This is a genomic window from Pelagibius sp. (assembly GCF_965227505.1).
Classification (GTDB): Bacteria; Pseudomonadota; Alphaproteobacteria; order Kiloniellales; family Kiloniellaceae; genus Pelagibius.
Genome location: NZ_OZ245757.1, coordinates 2,322,900 through 2,337,620, shown reverse-complemented (window position 1 = coordinate 2,337,620; position 14,721 = coordinate 2,322,900). Strand labels below are relative to the sequence as shown.

General features: G+C 68.9%; 17 protein-coding genes. 7 read left to right on the top strand and 10 right to left on the bottom strand.

What is annotated here, in order from left to right; translation table 11 throughout:
- Positions 1-128: 128 nt before the first annotated feature.
- Together ACO06P_RS11080 and ACO06P_RS11075 are read left to right on the top strand one after the other, a co-directional pair.
- Positions 129-470: a DOPA 4,5-dioxygenase family protein gene (locus ACO06P_RS11080; protein WP_420345305.1), complete on the top strand. Its 342-nt coding sequence runs from the start codon at positions 129-131 to the stop codon at positions 468-470.
- Positions 457-1,026 (top strand): TlpA family protein disulfide reductase, encoded by a 570-nt coding sequence (locus ACO06P_RS11075; protein WP_420345304.1) that lies wholly within the window; start codon positions 457-459, stop codon positions 1,024-1,026. The genes ACO06P_RS11080 and ACO06P_RS11075 overlap by 14 nt, the downstream gene beginning before the upstream one ends.
- A gap of 35 nt (positions 1,027-1,061) precedes the next feature.
- Here ACO06P_RS11075 and ACO06P_RS11070 read toward each other — a convergent pair whose 3' ends face one another.
- Entirely contained in the window at positions 1,062-1,349 is a 288-nt protein-coding gene (locus ACO06P_RS11070) for a TMEM165/GDT1 family protein (protein ID WP_420345303.1), read from the bottom strand.
- Between the two features lie 431 nt (positions 1,350-1,780).
- Between ACO06P_RS11070 and speD the strand changes: the two genes are divergently transcribed.
- Both speD and speE read left to right on the top strand, forming a co-directional pair.
- The gene (gene speD, locus ACO06P_RS11065; RefSeq protein ID WP_420345302.1) at positions 1,781-2,269 is read left to right on the top strand and encodes an adenosylmethionine decarboxylase; all 489 of its coding nucleotides are present in this window, start codon (positions 1,781-1,783) and stop codon (positions 2,267-2,269) included.
- Positions 2,270-2,288: 19 nt separating this feature from the next.
- Entirely contained in the window at positions 2,289-3,137 is an 849-nt protein-coding gene (speE, locus tag ACO06P_RS11060; protein WP_420345301.1) for a polyamine aminopropyltransferase, read from the top strand.
- Positions 3,138-3,311: 174 nt separating this feature from the next.
- On the opposite strand, the gene ACO06P_RS11055 is transcribed toward speE, so the two are convergent.
- The 3 genes from ACO06P_RS11055 to ACO06P_RS11045 are packed head-to-tail and all read right to left on the bottom strand — an operon-like array spanning position 3,312 to position 4,500.
- Positions 3,312-3,800: a YybH family protein gene (locus ACO06P_RS11055; protein ID WP_420345300.1), complete on the bottom strand. Its 489-nt coding sequence runs from the start codon at positions 3,798-3,800 to the stop codon at positions 3,312-3,314.
- 31 nt (positions 3,801-3,831) lie between these two features.
- Positions 3,832-4,053 carry a hypothetical protein gene (locus ACO06P_RS11050; protein WP_420345299.1) on the bottom strand — a complete coding sequence of 74 codons (222 nt, stop codon included), beginning with the start codon at positions 4,051-4,053 and terminating at the stop codon, positions 3,832-3,834.
- Between the two features lie 3 nt (positions 4,054-4,056).
- A complete protein-coding gene (locus ACO06P_RS11045; RefSeq protein WP_420345298.1) occupies positions 4,057-4,500 on the bottom strand; it encodes a YybH family protein in 444 nt (147 codons plus the stop codon).
- A 116-nt stretch (positions 4,501-4,616) separates the two neighbouring features.
- On the opposite strand from ACO06P_RS11045, the gene ACO06P_RS11040 reads away from it, so the two are divergent.
- The gene (locus ACO06P_RS11040) at positions 4,617-5,519 is read left to right on the top strand and encodes a LysR family transcriptional regulator (protein ID WP_420345297.1); all 903 of its coding nucleotides are present in this window, start codon (positions 4,617-4,619) and stop codon (positions 5,517-5,519) included.
- Between the two features lie 20 nt (positions 5,520-5,539).
- Here ACO06P_RS11040 and ACO06P_RS11035 read toward each other — a convergent pair whose 3' ends face one another.
- Positions 5,540-6,094, bottom strand: a complete 555-nt coding sequence (locus ACO06P_RS11035; RefSeq protein ID WP_420345296.1) for a GNAT family N-acetyltransferase — start codon at positions 6,092-6,094, stop codon at positions 5,540-5,542.
- Positions 6,095-6,099: 5 nt separating this feature from the next.
- The gene (gene purD, locus ACO06P_RS11030; protein WP_420345295.1) at positions 6,100-7,386 is read right to left on the bottom strand and encodes a phosphoribosylamine--glycine ligase; all 1,287 of its coding nucleotides are present in this window, start codon (positions 7,384-7,386) and stop codon (positions 6,100-6,102) included.
- Between the two features lie 166 nt (positions 7,387-7,552).
- Here purD and xseA point away from each other — a divergent pair, with 166 nt between their 5' ends.
- Both xseA and ACO06P_RS11020 read left to right on the top strand, forming a co-directional pair.
- A complete protein-coding gene (xseA, locus tag ACO06P_RS11025; protein ID WP_420345294.1) occupies positions 7,553-9,019 on the top strand; it encodes an exodeoxyribonuclease VII large subunit in 1,467 nt (488 codons plus the stop codon).
- Positions 9,016-9,843 carry a M23 family metallopeptidase gene (locus tag ACO06P_RS11020; RefSeq protein ID WP_420345293.1) on the top strand — a complete coding sequence of 276 codons (828 nt, stop codon included), beginning with the start codon at positions 9,016-9,018 and terminating at the stop codon, positions 9,841-9,843. The genes xseA and ACO06P_RS11020 overlap by 4 nt, the downstream gene beginning before the upstream one ends.
- A 168-nt stretch (positions 9,844-10,011) precedes the next feature.
- Here ACO06P_RS11020 and ACO06P_RS11015 read toward each other — a convergent pair whose 3' ends face one another.
- The 4 genes from ACO06P_RS11015 to ACO06P_RS11000 are packed head-to-tail and all read right to left on the bottom strand — an operon-like array spanning position 10,012 to position 14,571.
- Positions 10,012-10,941 (bottom strand): lauroyl acyltransferase, encoded by a 930-nt coding sequence (locus tag ACO06P_RS11015; RefSeq protein WP_420345292.1) that lies wholly within the window; start codon positions 10,939-10,941, stop codon positions 10,012-10,014.
- Positions 10,938-11,945: a tetraacyldisaccharide 4'-kinase gene (gene lpxK, locus ACO06P_RS11010; protein ID WP_420349622.1), complete on the bottom strand. Its 1,008-nt coding sequence runs from the start codon at positions 11,943-11,945 to the stop codon at positions 10,938-10,940. The genes ACO06P_RS11015 and lpxK overlap by 4 nt, the downstream gene beginning before the upstream one ends.
- Positions 11,932-12,696: a lysophospholipid acyltransferase family protein gene (locus tag ACO06P_RS11005; protein WP_420345291.1), complete on the bottom strand. Its 765-nt coding sequence runs from the start codon at positions 12,694-12,696 to the stop codon at positions 11,932-11,934. Before ACO06P_RS11005 ends, lpxK begins: the two co-directional genes overlap by 14 nt.
- 30 nt (positions 12,697-12,726) lie before the next feature.
- Positions 12,727-14,571, bottom strand: coding sequence for an ABC transporter ATP-binding protein (locus ACO06P_RS11000; protein ID WP_420345290.1), 1,845 nt, complete (start codon positions 14,569-14,571; stop codon positions 12,727-12,729).
- Between the last annotated feature and the right edge of the window lie 150 nt (positions 14,572-14,721).

The window sequence follows — 14,721 nt, the reverse complement described above, 5'->3', positions numbered from 1 at the left end:
GCTCGATCTGCGTCCTTTGAAAGAGGCCCTATCCGGGTGCCCGGGCCCTTCACAAGCGCGTGGGCGGGTGGTGACGGGGGCGGTGCGCAGCCCCATATTGGGGGCTGGACAGGAGGGGACGCCGCCCAATGCCTGAGGATATCGCCGCCATCCGGGGCTATCACGCCCATGTCTACTACGACGCCGACAGCAAGCCGGCGGCGGCGGCGCTGCGCGAGGCCATCGAGGCGCGCTTCGACATCCGCATGGGGCGCTGGCACGACCGGCCCGTGGGTCCCCATCCGCGCTGGAGCTACCAGGTCGCCTTCGAGCCGCCGCTCTTTGCCGAGATCGTGCCCTGGCTGGCGTTGAACCGCGGCGACCTTGTGATCTTCATCCACCCGGAAACCGGCGACGACCTGCCCGACCACCGCGACCGCGCCCTCTGGCTGGGCGACTATCTGGAGCTGAACCTCGATGCGCTGCGCTAGATCCTTCGCTGCCGGGCCCCTCGCCTGCCTTCTTGTTGCTCTGCTGTTGGCTGCTGCGCCGGCGCAGGCCGAACCCGTCCAACTGAACGACCAACGCGTCGAAGCGCTGGGCGCCCTGCCCAGCCTGCGCGGCGCTGCGGTCACCTCCGAGGCGCTGGCCGGCAGGGCCGTGGTGGTGGCCTTCTGGGCAAGCTGGTGCCCGCCCTGCCATCCGGAGTTCGACAACCTGGCCCGGCTGCAGGAAACCTACGGCGACGAGGTTGCCATCGTTGCGGTCAACATCTTCGAGGAGTTCGGGCGCTTCACCGGCACCACCCGGCGCGACGCCTTCCTGGCCAAGAAGAAGCCGCCCTTCCACGTGGTGGCCGAGGGCGAGCAGGTGGCCGGCCTGTTTCAGGACGTGACCCGCATCCCGACGGTCTTTGTCTTCGCCCCCAACGGCCGCCCGGTGATGCACTTCATCCACCACCAGGGCGCCACCAAGACCCACGCCTCCTACGAAGAGTTGCGTGCGGCAGTGGGCACGGCCCTGGCGCGCCAGGCCGCCGGGGGTTGAGCGCCCGCCGCGCCCATCCCGCCCATCCCCAGGTCTCAGGCCGCCGGCGTGGTTCTCACATAGCTCCAGAGGCTCCACAGGCCGAGGGCGATGAAGCCGCAGCCGGCCAGCAGCTTCAGCGGCAGCATCGCCAGGTAGCGCTCGGCGGCGAGTCCCAGGCCGACGGCCAGGGCGGTGGACAGGGCCAGGGCGGCGGTCGCGGCGGCAAAGACCCCGAGCGGGCTGCTTTGACGGTCGGCCGCGAACATCAGGGTGGCCAGCTGAGTCTTGTCCGCCAGTTCAGCCAGGAACACCGTGGCGAAGATGATCAGGAGTTGGGACATGGACAGATTGCTCCCCGGAGCCGCAGAGACGCCATGACGTGCCGTGCAGGCCGGCTCCATGCCCCACGGAACGTCATAGGTCTCGCCAAATCCGGAGGATCTCCCTGCACCATGGCCGGGCATCCGGCTTCGGATGCCACCCGCCAAGTCTGTTGATGCAGGGCCCCGTGACAGCGTGCGCCAAACGCGGCGCGGCCCGGGGCGGCTACTCCCCTACGAACCCCACCGTCTTAGGCGATCCCTGTCCCGGCGGCAAGGGCGCAGGTTCGGGCGGGCCGGCTTGAAGCCCCGGCGTCGCATCACGGCATGCTGCGGCCGCGTTAACCACTTCGCCCGCAAACGAAAATTTCCCTTGCATTGTCAGGCGAAAAACAGGAAAACCCGCCCCTCAGTTTTTACTGGGTCAATCTACTGGTTGCGTTGGAGGACAGATGTCTAAGGCACAGGCCCTCTTCCAACTGGGGATCGACTTGGACGAAAACCCAAGCGCCTCCAAAACGGAAGAACAAGAAACCGCACTCCACGCCGATGATACGGCGGAGGCGCGTAAAGACTTTTTCATCGAGCGCGATGGCGAGCGCTATGCCGGCACGCACCTGATCGTCGATCTCTGGGACGGCCAGGGCACCGACGATCTCGCCTTCGTCGAGGAAACGCTGCGCGAGAGCGTGACCGCCGCCGAGGCGACGCTGCTGCACATCCACCTGCATCATTTCACGCCGAACGACGGGATCTCCGGCGTGGCGGTGCTGGCGGAATCGCACATCTCGATCCACTCCTGGCCGGAGTCCGGCTATGCGGCGCTGGACATCTTCATGTGCGGCGACGCCAAGCCGCACAAGGCGGTGGAGGTGCTGCGGGAGCGTTTCAAGCCGGCGCGCATCGCGGTTGAGGAGCATCGCCGGGGCCGCGGCGTATGAGCCGCCGGCGGGCCGCGCCGTGAGCGACTGGCGCATCGAGCAGCTGCACGACGACTTCCAGCTGGGCCTGAAGGCCGACACCGTTCACTACGACAGCGAAACCGCGCATCAGCGTCTCGTGGTCTTCGAGAACGGGACCTTCGGGCGCGTCCTGACCCTCGACAGCGTGGTGCAGACGACAGAGAAGGACGAGTTCATCTATCACGAGATGCTCGCCCATCTGCCGATCCTGGCCCACGGCGCGGCGCGCAAGGTGCTGATCATCGGCGGCGGCGACGGCGGCATGCTGGAAGAGGTGCTGAAGCACCGCGGCGTGGAGAAGGTGACCCAGGTGGAGATCGACGCCGGGGTCATCGACTTTTCCAAGCGCTATCTCTCCTCGATCTGCAAGGACGCCTACGACGACCCGCGCCTGGACCTGGTGATCGCCGACGGGGCGGAGTTCGTTGCGACCTGCGAAGAGCGCTACGACGTCGCCATCGTCGACTCCACCGATCCCATCGGGCCGGGCGAGGTGCTCTTCACCGACACCTTCTACGGCAAGGCCAAAAACTGTCTCGCCCCCGGCGGCATCCTGGTGACCCAGAACGGCGTGCCCTTCCTGCAGAGCGACGAGCTGGTCAACACCATGCGGGCCTTCCGCGCCCTCTTCGCCGATGCCGCCTGCTACCTGGCCACGGTGCCCACCTACGCCGGCGGGCCCATGGCCTTCGGCTGGGGATCGGACGATCCGGCAAAGCGCCAGGTGAGCCCGGAGATCCTGGAGCAGCGCTTCCGCGACGCCGGCATCGCCACCCGCTATTACAACCCCGCTGTTCATCCCGCCGCCTTCGCCCTGCCCACCTACATCGCCGAGATGGTCGGTTAGCAGGCTGCTAAGAAAGAGATTTGAGCGTTTGCACATCCTTCGAGACGCGTCCCTTCGGGCCGTTCCTCAGGATAAGGTCGTCGTTTTTTCAACCGGTCAACCCTCATGCTGAGGAGGCGCGAAGCGCCGTCCCGAAGCATCCAGGCCACAGATCGATCCTTTTTCACCAGCCTGTTAGGCCGCTTCGCCGAGCAGCCGGCTGGTGGTGGCAGGATCGGGGAAGGGAATGGCGGCGGAGCCGTGCTCGTGCACGATGCGCCAGTCGCCGTCGCCCTGGCGCTCGAAGATCAGGGTGACGCGCGCTTCCGGCAGGTCGATGGGGTCGCCGTCCTGCGTCTCGCCGCTGCCGGCCAGCGACAGGGTGGTCCAGGCGATGTCGCCCTGCACGGTGACGCGCAGGTCCTCGCCGGGGGTCAGGATCCAGCGCCGCGGGATCGCCATGAAGCCCGCGTAGTAGGGCGCGGCCTTGTCCCATCCTTCGACGCCGCTGTGAGGCCGTCCGAAGTCGTAGGAGAAGAGGCGGTGATCATGGACATAGAGGTCGGCGATCTGCTCGATGGCGAAAGGGGCCTCCGGGCTGGTGTGCCAGCCGGCGACCCAGGCGCGGGTCTTGGCTTCCAGGGCGGCGCGGTCGGCGGCGAGGGCGGTCTCTGAAGCGGTCATCGGTCTTTCCTTTCTCGGTCTCGGGTGGTTCTCAGTTTCCCAGGCGGGCGTTGGCCCAGCGGGTCAGGCGCGGCATCACCACAAAGCTCATCAGCGGCACCAGGATCGCGGTCAGAACCAGCGTCCGGAGCGGCAGCGGCAGGGCGGCCAGCAGGGGATCGCCGACCAGCAGCAGGCCGGTAATCAGTGGCCAGATGGCGGCCCAGGTGAGAAGAGCGCCGCGCGCGCGTGTGTTGTTCATCAGACGGTTCATCGTTCAGTCCTCAGACTCGTTTGGGGCCCCGAACTTCTTGGGGTCGTCGCTGGTGATGTGCTCGCCGACGATGACCCAGGTTCGGCCCTGCCGGCGCCAGGCCTGGGTGACGTGCTGTGCGGCGGAGGCCGCTTCGCCCGTCTTGGTCACACCCTCGCCCAGGAACACGAAGGTCACGACGGCAAGATCGCCGGAGGTTTCGATCCGCGGCGTCTCATGGGGCCGGATCGCCCAGTCGGCGAAGCCGGCCATCACCGGGGTCCAGGTGGCGGCATAGCCGTCGAAGCTGTCGATGGTGACCACCCGGTCGCCGAAGTCGTCGATCACCCGGATCTCGCCCGCGGCGAACAACGGGCGCATCGCCTCGGCGTCGAAGGGTGCCTGGCCCGGGCTCCAGCCGGCGAACCAGCGGTCCAGTCGGGCGCGGATTTCGGTCTCTGCGGTCATCTCTTTTCACTCCGTTCTTGGGGGACAGGCGGTGTCCCGTTGCTGGAGAGGAAGATGGCAGGGGCCCGTGCTCAACGGTAGACGTTCAACAAGTTGAAGTGTTATACGTTGAACGTATGGGTAATGCCGCCGACACCCTGCAACTGCTGCAGACCTTCACGCGCATCGCCGAGAGCGGCTCGCTTTCGGCTGCGGCGCGCAGTCTGGGCACCACCCAGGCCAGCGTCAGCCGCCAGCTGGCGGCGCTGGAGGGGCGTCTGGGCACCGCCCTGGCGCGGCGCTCCACCCACGACCTGAGCCTGACCGACGAGGGCGAGCGGCTGCTGCCCCGCGCGATGGAGATGCTGGCTGCCTGGCAGGCGACCCGCGAGGCCCTGGGGCAGGCGGTCGCCGAGCCGAGCGGGCTCTTGCGGATCATCGCCCCCTCGGGCATCGGCCCCACCATCGTGGCGCGCACGGCGGCGGCCTTCGCACGCAGCCACCCGAAGGTCGATGTCGATCTGGTGTTCACCGACGCCTCGGTCGATCTGGTGGGGATCGGCGCCGATCTTCAGCTGAAGGTCGGCCCTGTAGACCGCCAGGAACTGCTGGCGCGGCGCATCGGCGCCGTGGAGCGCTGGCTGGTGGCGGCCGGAGACCTCGACCTCGGCGACCACTGCAATGCGGCCGGTGACCTTCGTGATGGGCTGCCGCTGGTCGCCCTGGCACCGCTCTACGGCAGCCGTCTGCAGATGACCGCCGCGGACGGCAGCACGCAGCACCTTACCTGCCGCATCAGGCTGCGCTGTGAGGTCTTGAACGCGGCCTACCAGGCGGTGCTGGCGGGGGCCGGCGCCGGCCTGCTGCCCCGCTGGCTGGTGGGCGACGATGTCGCCGCGGGCCGGCTGAAACGTCTGGCGCCGGCCGCCAGCTTCGCCTCAGTGCCGATCCATCTGGTGTTTCCGCCCGGCCGCTACCGGCCGCTGCGCACGCGGCTCTTTGCCGAGCAGGTCGAGGCAGCCATCAGCGCGCTCCGCTGAAGGCGCCGCAGCCTTCGCTGTCAGGTTTTGGGTGGACGCTCCATCAGGATGGCCGGCGTGCCCAGGTACTCGGTCTCGGTCCAGAGCGTGAAGCCGCATTTCTCCGCCACCTTGATGGAGGCGGTGTTCTTGGGGTCGACGATGCAGACATAGCGCTCGGCACCGCGCGTCTGCCCGGCCCAGGCGAAGACCGCGCGCATGGCCTCGGTGGCGTAGCCCTTGCCGTGGGCGGCGGGGGCCAGCACCCAGCCGGCTTCCGGTGCGCCGTCGAAACCGGGTTTGATGTCGCGCTTGAACTCGGCCAGTCCGACCTCGCCGAGGAAGCGCCCGCTCTCGCGCTCCTCCACCAGCCAGTAGCCGAAGCCCATCAGCGCCCAGTGGCCGGCATAGTTCAGCAGCCGCGCCCAGGATTCGCGGGCCGTAGAGGGGCGGCCGCTGATATGGAGGGTGACGCGGGCATCGCCCCAGAGGGCCAGCGTGCTCTTGTAGTCGGCGGCCGTATGGCCGCGCAGGATCAGCCGCTCGGTGGTCAGGACCGGCACGCCCGCGGCGGAGGGATGATCGGGACCGGGCAAGGCGCCTATCCCTGCTCCCGGGCGACGGCGCGCCAGCCGATGTCGCGCCGGCAGAAGCCCTGGGGCCAGTCGATCTTGTCGACGGCGCCATAAGCGCGGGCCTGGGCCTGGGCGATGTCGGGCGCCATGGCGGTGACGCCGAGAACGCGGCCGCCGTTGGCCAGCAGGCTGCCGTCCTCGCCGCGCCGGGTGCCGGCGTGGAAGATCTTGATGTCGTCGGAGTTGCCCTCCGCCTCCTCCAGGCCCTTGATGACCGAACCCTTCTCGTAGGCGCCGGGATAGCCCTCGGCGGCCATCACCACGGTCAGCGCCGGCTCTTGGTACCAGCGCAGGTCGAAGGTGGAGAGCACGCCGTCGGTGCTGGCGATCAGCGCCGGCAGCAGGTCGGACATCAGGCGCATGAGGACCACCTGGCATTCCGGGTCGCCGAAGCGCACGTTGTACTCGATGAGCTGCGGCCCTTCGGCGGTGATCATCAGCCCGGCGTAGAGCACGCCCTTGTAGGGGCAGCCCTCCGCCTTCATGGCGGCGACGGTGGGGCGGATGATGCGCGCCATGGTGTCTTCGATCAGGGCTTCGGTCATCACCGGTGCGGGCGAATAGGCGCCCATCCCGCCGGTGTTGGGGCCCTGGTCGCCGTCGAAGGCGCGCTTGTGGTCCTGCGCCGTCACCAGGGGCAGGGCGAAGTCGCCGTCCACCAGGGCGAAGAAGCTGGCTTCCTCGCCCTCCAGGAAGGCCTCGATCACCACCTCGCCGCCGGCATCGCCGAAAGCGCCCTCGGAGAGGGCGGCATCGATGGCGGCCAGGGCCTCCTCCTCGGTCATGGCGACGGTCACGCCTTTCCCGGCGGCCAGGCCGTCGGCCTTCACCACGATGGGCGCGCCCTGCGCGCGGACATACGCTTTCGCCGCTTCGGCTTCGGTGAAGCGGGCATAGGCGGCGGTGGGGATGCCGTACCTGGCGCAGAGGTCCTTGGTGAAGCCCTTGGAGCCTTCCAGCGCCGCCGCTGCCGCGCTGGGGCCGAAGGCCTTCACGCCGATGGCGTCCAGCCGGTCCACCAGCCCCAGAACCAGGGGAGCCTCCGGCCCCACCACCACGTAATCGATGGCCTCCTCCTCGACGAAGGCGAGCAGTCTGTCGATGTCCTCCGCGGCGATGGCCACGCACTCGGCATCCTCGGCGATGCCGGCGTTGCCCGGCGCGCAGAACAGTTTGTGGCAGAGCGGAGAGGCCGCCAGCGTCCAGCAGAGCGCGTGCTCGCGCCCGCCACTGCCAACCACCAGAACTTTCATGCAAGGACCCTCGGGAAACTGGGTTTGAGACGGGTTGCGCGACCTGCGGCGGGGGCCGATCCGGGCATGGCCTCAGCCGCGGGGCTCTTGTAGCATAGCGACTCCGAACGACGACCCGAATTCTCCATCCGCCGACAGCCGGCAGGCACCCTGGGAAAGGACCCCTGTGGCAGCAGGTCCCGCCATCAGCAACATCCCGGAATTCTCGGTCTCCGAGATCTCCCAGGCGGTCAAGCGCACGCTTGAGGGCACCTTCGAGCGCGTGCGCGTGCGCGGCGAGGTTTCCGGCTTCAAGCGCGCCGCCTCAGGGCATCTCTATCTCGCCCTGAAGGACGAGAACGCCGTGCTCGACGGAGTCTGCTGGCGGGGGGTAGCAGGGCGGCTGTCGATCCAGCCGGAAGACGGCATGGAGGTCATCGCCTCCGGGCGTATCACCAGCTATCCCGGGCGCTCCAAGTATCAGATCGTTATTGATTCGCTGGAGCTGGCCGGCCAGGGCGCGCTGCTGAAGCTGCTGGAGGACCGGCGCCGCAAGCTGGCCGAGGAGGGGCTCTTCGACGAGGCGCGCAAACGCCCGCTGCCCTTCCTGCCGGGGGTGATCGGCGTCGTCACCTCGCCCACCGGCGCGGTGATCCGCGATATCCTCCACCGCCTGGAGGACCGCTTCCCGCGCCGCGTGCTGGTCTGGCCGGTGCTGGTCCAGGGGGACGGCGCGGCGGAGCAGGTGGCAGCGGCCATCCGCGGCTTCAATGCCCTTCCCGCCGGCGGTGCCGTCCCGCGCCCGGACCTGCTGATCGTGGCGCGCGGCGGCGGCTCCCTGGAAGATCTCTGGGCCTTCAACGAAGAGGTTGTGGTGCGCGCTGCCGCCGAATCGGAGATCCCGCTGATCTCCGCCGTCGGCCACGAGACCGACACCACGCTGATCGACTTCGCCGCCGACCGCCGCGCGCCGACACCCACCGCCGCGGCAGAGATGGCGGTGCCGGTGCGTCGCGACCTGATGCTGCAGAGCGCCGACCTGGAGCGCCGCATGCTGGCCGCCTCCAGCCGCCTGCTGGAGGAACGGCGGGTGCAGCTGGAAGGCCTGGGCCGCGGACTCGTCGATCCCCGGCGCCTGCTGGAGGAAATGGCCCAGCGCCTCGACGAACGCACGGAGCGCCTGCGCGCCGCCTGGGACCGGCTGATGGCGGAGGGGCGCGGACAGCTCGACCGCCTGGCAGCGGCGCTGCCCCATCCGCGCCAGCTCCTGGCGGTCAAGCGCGAGCAGGCGGCCGCCGCCGGGGAGCGGCTGGAGCGGCTGCGTCCGCGCCTGCTGACCGAACGGCGCGGCGAACTAGACGGCCTGGGCCGGGTCCTGGAGAGCATGTCCTACAAGCGGGTCCTGAAGCGCGGCTACGTCGTGGTGCGCGGGCCGGAAGGGGCGATCACCGACCCGGATGCGGTGACTCCGGGCCTGCCGTTGGACCTGGAGTTTGCCGCGGGCCGCGCGACGGCGACCGGCGGTGGCGACCAGCCGGTGGCCGGCGATTCCGCCAAGCCGGCGCGCAAAGCTGCAACGTCCAAAGAGCCGGGGCGTCGCAAGAAACCCGGACCTGACGATTCTTCCGATGATCCCCAGGGCTCGCTTTTATGATTCGGATTCTTCTGACCGCTGTCCTCTTCGTCCTGGCCGGCGCAGATGCGGCACGGGCCGACGGGGCTATAACGCTCAACGGTGACCTGACGCAAGGCGGACTGGTGTTCGGAAAGGCGGCAGCGGGCGCCTCGGTGGCTTTGAACGGCAAGGCGCTGCGCACGACCGCCGACGGTCGTTTCATCTTCGGCTTCGGGCGCGATGCCGCCGTGTCGGCGGTCCTGACGGTGACGGCGGTCGACGGCAGCGTTACCACCCGTGAATTGGAGATCGCCCAGCGCGAATACCGGGTGCAGCGCATCGACGGCCTGCCGAACAAGTTCGTGACGCCGCCCGATGACGTCGTTGCGCGCATCCGGGCCGATGCAGCGGCGGCGGCCAGGGCGCGGGAAACCGACCGCTCCGAAACCGACTTCGACAGCGGGTTCCGCTGGCCGGCGATCGGCATCGTCTCCGGGGTTTACGGTTCGCAGCGCGTGCTCAACGGCGAGCCGCGCCGCCCGCATTTCGGGATCGACATCGCCGCGCCCCAGGGCACGCCGGTGGTGGCGCCCGCAGACGGCGTCGTTACCCTGGTGCATCCGGACATGTACTTCACCGGCGTGACCCTGTTCCTCGACCACGGCCATGGTCTGTCATCGGCCTTCCTGCACCTGGAGCACGTCACGGTGGAAGAGGGGCAGAGGGTCAAGCAGGGCGAGCAGATCGCCACGGTCGGTTCGACGGGCCGCTCCACCGGGCCGCATCTGGACTGGCGTATCAACTGGTTTACCGAGCGGCTCGATCCGGCCCTGCTGGTGCCGCCGATGCCGCAGCCGGATTAGATCCGGAAGCTTCTGAAGGAGAGTTGAACAGTTTTGCCCGCCCTTCGAGACGGCCCTGCGGGCCTCCTCAGGGTGAGGTAAAAAGACACAACTACCGACCTCATGCTTCGAGACGCTTCGCTCCTCAGCATGAGGTCAGTCACCGCCCCGGCTTGTTCAGCAGCCCCGCTATGGTCTATCCCAGCGGCGGTGCAGCCACAGCCAGTCCGCCGGGCTTTCGCTGATCCAGCGCTCCAGTGCCCGGTTCATCTCGGTCATCATCGCTTCTGCCTGCGCCTGTTTGTCGCCCAACTCGGGCCGCTCGAGCGCGTCTTCGACGGTCAGGCGGAAACGCGCACCGCCCAGGCGCTCCAGATGGATCGGGAAGACCGGGGCGTCGTGGTCGATGGCCAGCTTGGCGATCCCCAGGTTGGTCCGCGCCGGCCGGCCGAAGAGCGGCAGGGCGACGCCCTGGCTGCTGCGCTGGTCGACCAGGACACCCAGGTTGAGGCCCTGCTTCAAGAGCTTGAGGGCCTGGCGCGCGCCGTCGACGCCCTTGGGGATTTTGCCCCAGTTGCCGGTCGGCCGTTCGCGGAAGAACAACAGGATGCGCTGGATCAGCGGATTGTTCACCGGCCGCGAGACGACGCTCAGGTTATGGCCGGCGCGGTAGGCGGCGATCGGCATCAGCTCGAAGTTGGCCATATGGGCCGAGGCGACGATGAAGGGCCGCCCGGCCGCGCGCAGGGGGTCCAGCCGCTCTGCGCCGCGGACTTCCATACGGCCGGAGGCCGGGTCGGCGATGGTGCCAAGATGCGGGTACTCCGCAACCATGCGCCCGAAGTTGTCCCACATGCCCACCAAAATACGGCGCTTTTCCGCTTCGCCCATCTCCGGAAAGGCGATGGCCATATGTTCGAGCGCACGCCGGTTGACACCCAGGCGCGGGCCGACGCTGCGGGCGGCCCAGCCGCCGAGGCCGGAGGCCCAGTCCACCGGCAGCAGCCAGCAGAATCCCAGGACGAGGCATTGCGCCAGGCCTTCGCCGCCCTGGCGCAGGCGGCGCAGGGCGCGGTAGACCGGGTGTTGGCGGCGGGCCCAGTTCTTTCTCTCGGTCATCGCCCTGTTGCGGCTTCGGGGGAGGGGTCTTCTCGGCCCGCCGGCAGCACAGAAGCCAGCAGCCTGCGCAGGGCCTGCTTGTCGTCCCAGGCGAGCGTCACGTCAAGCACGGTGATGTCCTGCGGCATCGCGGGGCGCAGGCGGGCGGCATCCTTCGCGGTGGTCACTAGTCTGGCGTCCAGCGCCCCCGCCGCTGCGCGCAGCCGCGCCAGGGTGTCGGCGGAATAGGGCTGGTGGTCGGCGAAAGCCTCGCAGCCGGTCAGCTCCGCCCCTAGGGCGCGCAGGGTCTCGAAGAACTTCTCCGGCCGCCCGATGCCGGCGAAGGCGAAGACCCTGACGCCGGAAAGGCTGCGGTCCGAAGGCTCCAGCCGAGCCGCAAGGATCGGCAGGTCCGCCAGGAGAGCGCGCTGCTCCGCCGCGATGCGGTCGTCGCCGACGATGACAACCGCATCGGCGCGGGCAAGTCCGCCGCGCAGGTTTTCCCGCAAGGGGCCGGCCGGAATGACGCGGCCGTTGCCGAAGCCGGCGGCGCCGTCCACCACAACGAAAGAGAGATCCTTGTGCAGGCCCGGGTTTTGAAAGCCGTCGTCCATGACAATGACGTCGGCACCGCCCGCGACGGCCGCGCGCGCGCCTGCCGCGCGGTCCCGGACAACCCAGGTCGGGGCGGCGTCGGCCAGCAGCAGAGCCTCGTCCCCGACCATGGCTGCGCCGTGGGCGTCCGGGTCCACCTGCAGGGGGCCTGCGACGCTGCCGCCGTAGCCGCGGGTCAGCGCCGCCGGCTTGAGGCCCCGGCTCTTGAGCTCGGCGATCAGTGCCAGGGCGACCGGGGTCTTGCCGGCGCCGCCGGCCACCAGGTTGCCGACGCAGAGCACCGGCACCGGCGCGCGCCAGGGTGTCGTCAGGCGGCGGCGCAGCACCCCCGCCAGGTGGTAGGCCTGGCCGAGGGGCGTGAGGAGGCGCGGCAGCGCGCCGTCGCGGGCCCAGAACTCAGGCGCGCGCATGGCGCCCCCGGTCCGCCCCCTTGCCGTCCGCCCCCTTGCCATCCGCATCTTCTTCCGGGGCCGCCTCGGTTTCCTCCTGGCCCAGGCTGCGTTCGGCCTCCTTGGTCAGGCTGTTCAGAGACTCCTCGATGGCCCGGCGGCAGGCTTCCAGCGTCTGTGCGTCGGCATCGCGCGGCACATAGATCGGCGGGCCCCAATAGACCGGCGCCCGCGCCAGCGGCGACGGCAGGCAGAAGCGGTCCCAGGTCTTGAACAGCTTGCGCGGTGCGGCGCTGCCGGTGAAGGCGACCAGCGGCACGCCGGCGATCTGGGCGGCCTTCACCGCCCCGGCCTTGGCCCGCATGCGCGGGCCTTTCGGCCCGTCGGGGGTGATCGCCATCGGCGTGCCCGCGCGCAGGTGGCGGCTCATCTCCCGCAGGGCCATGGCGCCGCCGCGGCGGCTGGAGCCGAGCACCGAGGTATAGCCGATGCGCACCAGCGCCCGGGCGATCAGGCGGCCGTCGCGATGTGCGGAGTTCAGAAAACCCAGCTTCTTCGGCCGCTTGCGCCAGGCCCCGGCGAGAAAGAACATGCGGCCGTGCCAGTAACAGATGATCACCGGCTTGCCCGCGTCCAGAAGCGCACGGGTTTCCGGGTCGATGCGCCGATGCCAGCGCACCGTCAGATAGAACAGCCAGATGAGCCCGGCGAGAACGACGGACAGGATCGACTGTGCCTGATCCGTTTTCAGCCAGGTTTTGAGGAGCTTCATGGGCCTATCGGTTCAATTGCCTCGCCAGCCCTAGGCCTGCGCCCGGAGGCTTTCGTCGGCTCCGCCGCCGGGTTCGGCCTCCGCTGCGTCTTCCTGCTGGGCGAACTGCAGCGCATAGAGCCGGGCATAGTGCCCGTCGCGGGCGAGAAGCTCCGCATGGCTGCCCTGTTCGACGATCCGGCCGTTTTCCATCACGTAGATGATGTCGGCGTCGACCACTGTGGAGAGGCGGTGGGCGATGACGAAGGTCGTGCGCCCGGCCATCAGCGTGTTGAGCGCGGCCTGCACGTGGCGCTCGGACTCGCTGTCGAGGGCGGAGGTGGCTTCGTCGAGCAGCAGGATCGGTGCGTCCTTCAGGATCGCCCGGGCGATGGCGACACGTTGGCGCTGGCCGCCGGAAAGGTTGCTGCCACGCGGGCCGACCTGGGTTTCATAGCCGTTGGTAAGATCCTTGATGAAGCCGTGGGCGCCGGCCATCTGGGCGGCCTTCTCGATCTCTTCGGCGCTGGCGCCGGGCCGGCCGTAGGCGATGTTGGCGCGCACCGTGTCGTCGAACAGCAGGATCTCCTGGCTGACCAGGGCGATGGAGCGGCGCAGCGAGTCTAGGGTGACGCTGCGCACGTCCTGCCCGTCGATGCTGACCCGGCCTGCCGCCGGATCGTAGAACCTGGGAATCAGATTGAGGATCGTCGACTTGCCGGCGCCGGAGGGGCCGACCAGGGCCACCGTCTTGCCGGCCGGCGCCTCCAGGTCGACGCCGTGCAAGGCGGCCTTCGCGCCGTCGTAGGAGAACTGCACCTGCTCGAAGCGCACACGGCCGCCGGCGACCGCCAGCTCCGCCGCGCCCGCCGGATCGCGGATCTCCGGCTCGCGGTCCAGAACCTCGAACACGCGCTGCGCCGCCGCGAGGCCGTTCTGCAGGATGGTGTTCAGCTTGCTCAGGCGCTTCAGCGGTTCGTAGGCCAGCAGCAGGGCGAAGATAAAGGCGAAGAGCGAGCCCGGTTCGCGGTTTCCGGCGATCACCTCGTTGCCGCCGTAGAGGATGACCGCGGCGATGGCAAAGCCGCCCAGCGCCTCCATGATCGGATGCAGGACGTTGCTGACCCGCGCCTGCTTCATGTTGAGGTGGAAGACTTCTTCGATGGTGCCCTGCGCGCGCTTGGACTCGTAGCCTTCCATGACATAGGACTTCACGTGGCGGATACCCTGGAAAGCCTCGTCCAGCAGGGTCGTCAGACGGCCGATCTGAACCTGGTTCTTGCCGGAGACCTTGCGCATGGAGCGGCCGACCCGCACCGAGGGCATGATGGCCAGGGGCAGCACCACGCAGGTCAGCAGCGCCAGCAGCCAGTCCTCATAGAACATCACCGCGATCAGCGCGAGGGCGGTCAGGCTGTCCTTGCCGATGGCGGTCAGCGTGTTGGAGGTGGTGTTGCGCAGCAGGTTCACGTCGTTGATGAAGCGCGCGACCAGGGCGCCGGGGGCGTTGTGATGAAAGAACGCTAGGTCGGCGCCGATCAGCTTGTCGAAAAGCTGTTGCTGGATCTTGGCCACCACCCGGTGGCCGACGCCGCTCATCAGCACGGCCTGGGCATAGGCGGCAAAGCCGCGCAGCGTGAAGACCGCGATGGTGGTCAGCGCCACCGGGTAGAGCAGGTCGGCCCGCTTTTCGCCGAAGATGTCGTTGACCACCGGCTTGATGAGCTGGGTGAAGCCGGCGGTCGTGGCGGCGACGATCGCCATGCCGAGAAACGCCAGCGCGATGCGGTACTTGTGCTCGATCACATAGTCGCGCAGCAGGCGGCGGACCAGGATCTTGGTCGACGCGTCGCGGAGGTCGATCTTCTGCTTTTGGGGTTTGCTTCTGTCTGACAATGCGCACCGTGCCGGCGCCCGGGCGGGGCCGGCCAAACACCGTTGCTGGATGGCGGAGCTTACCATGCGGCCCTGCGGCAGGTCACGGCTCAAGAGGCCGGAATCTTAACCCTTCCCGGCCATGCTGCGACGCACAAGAAGAGACGTTAG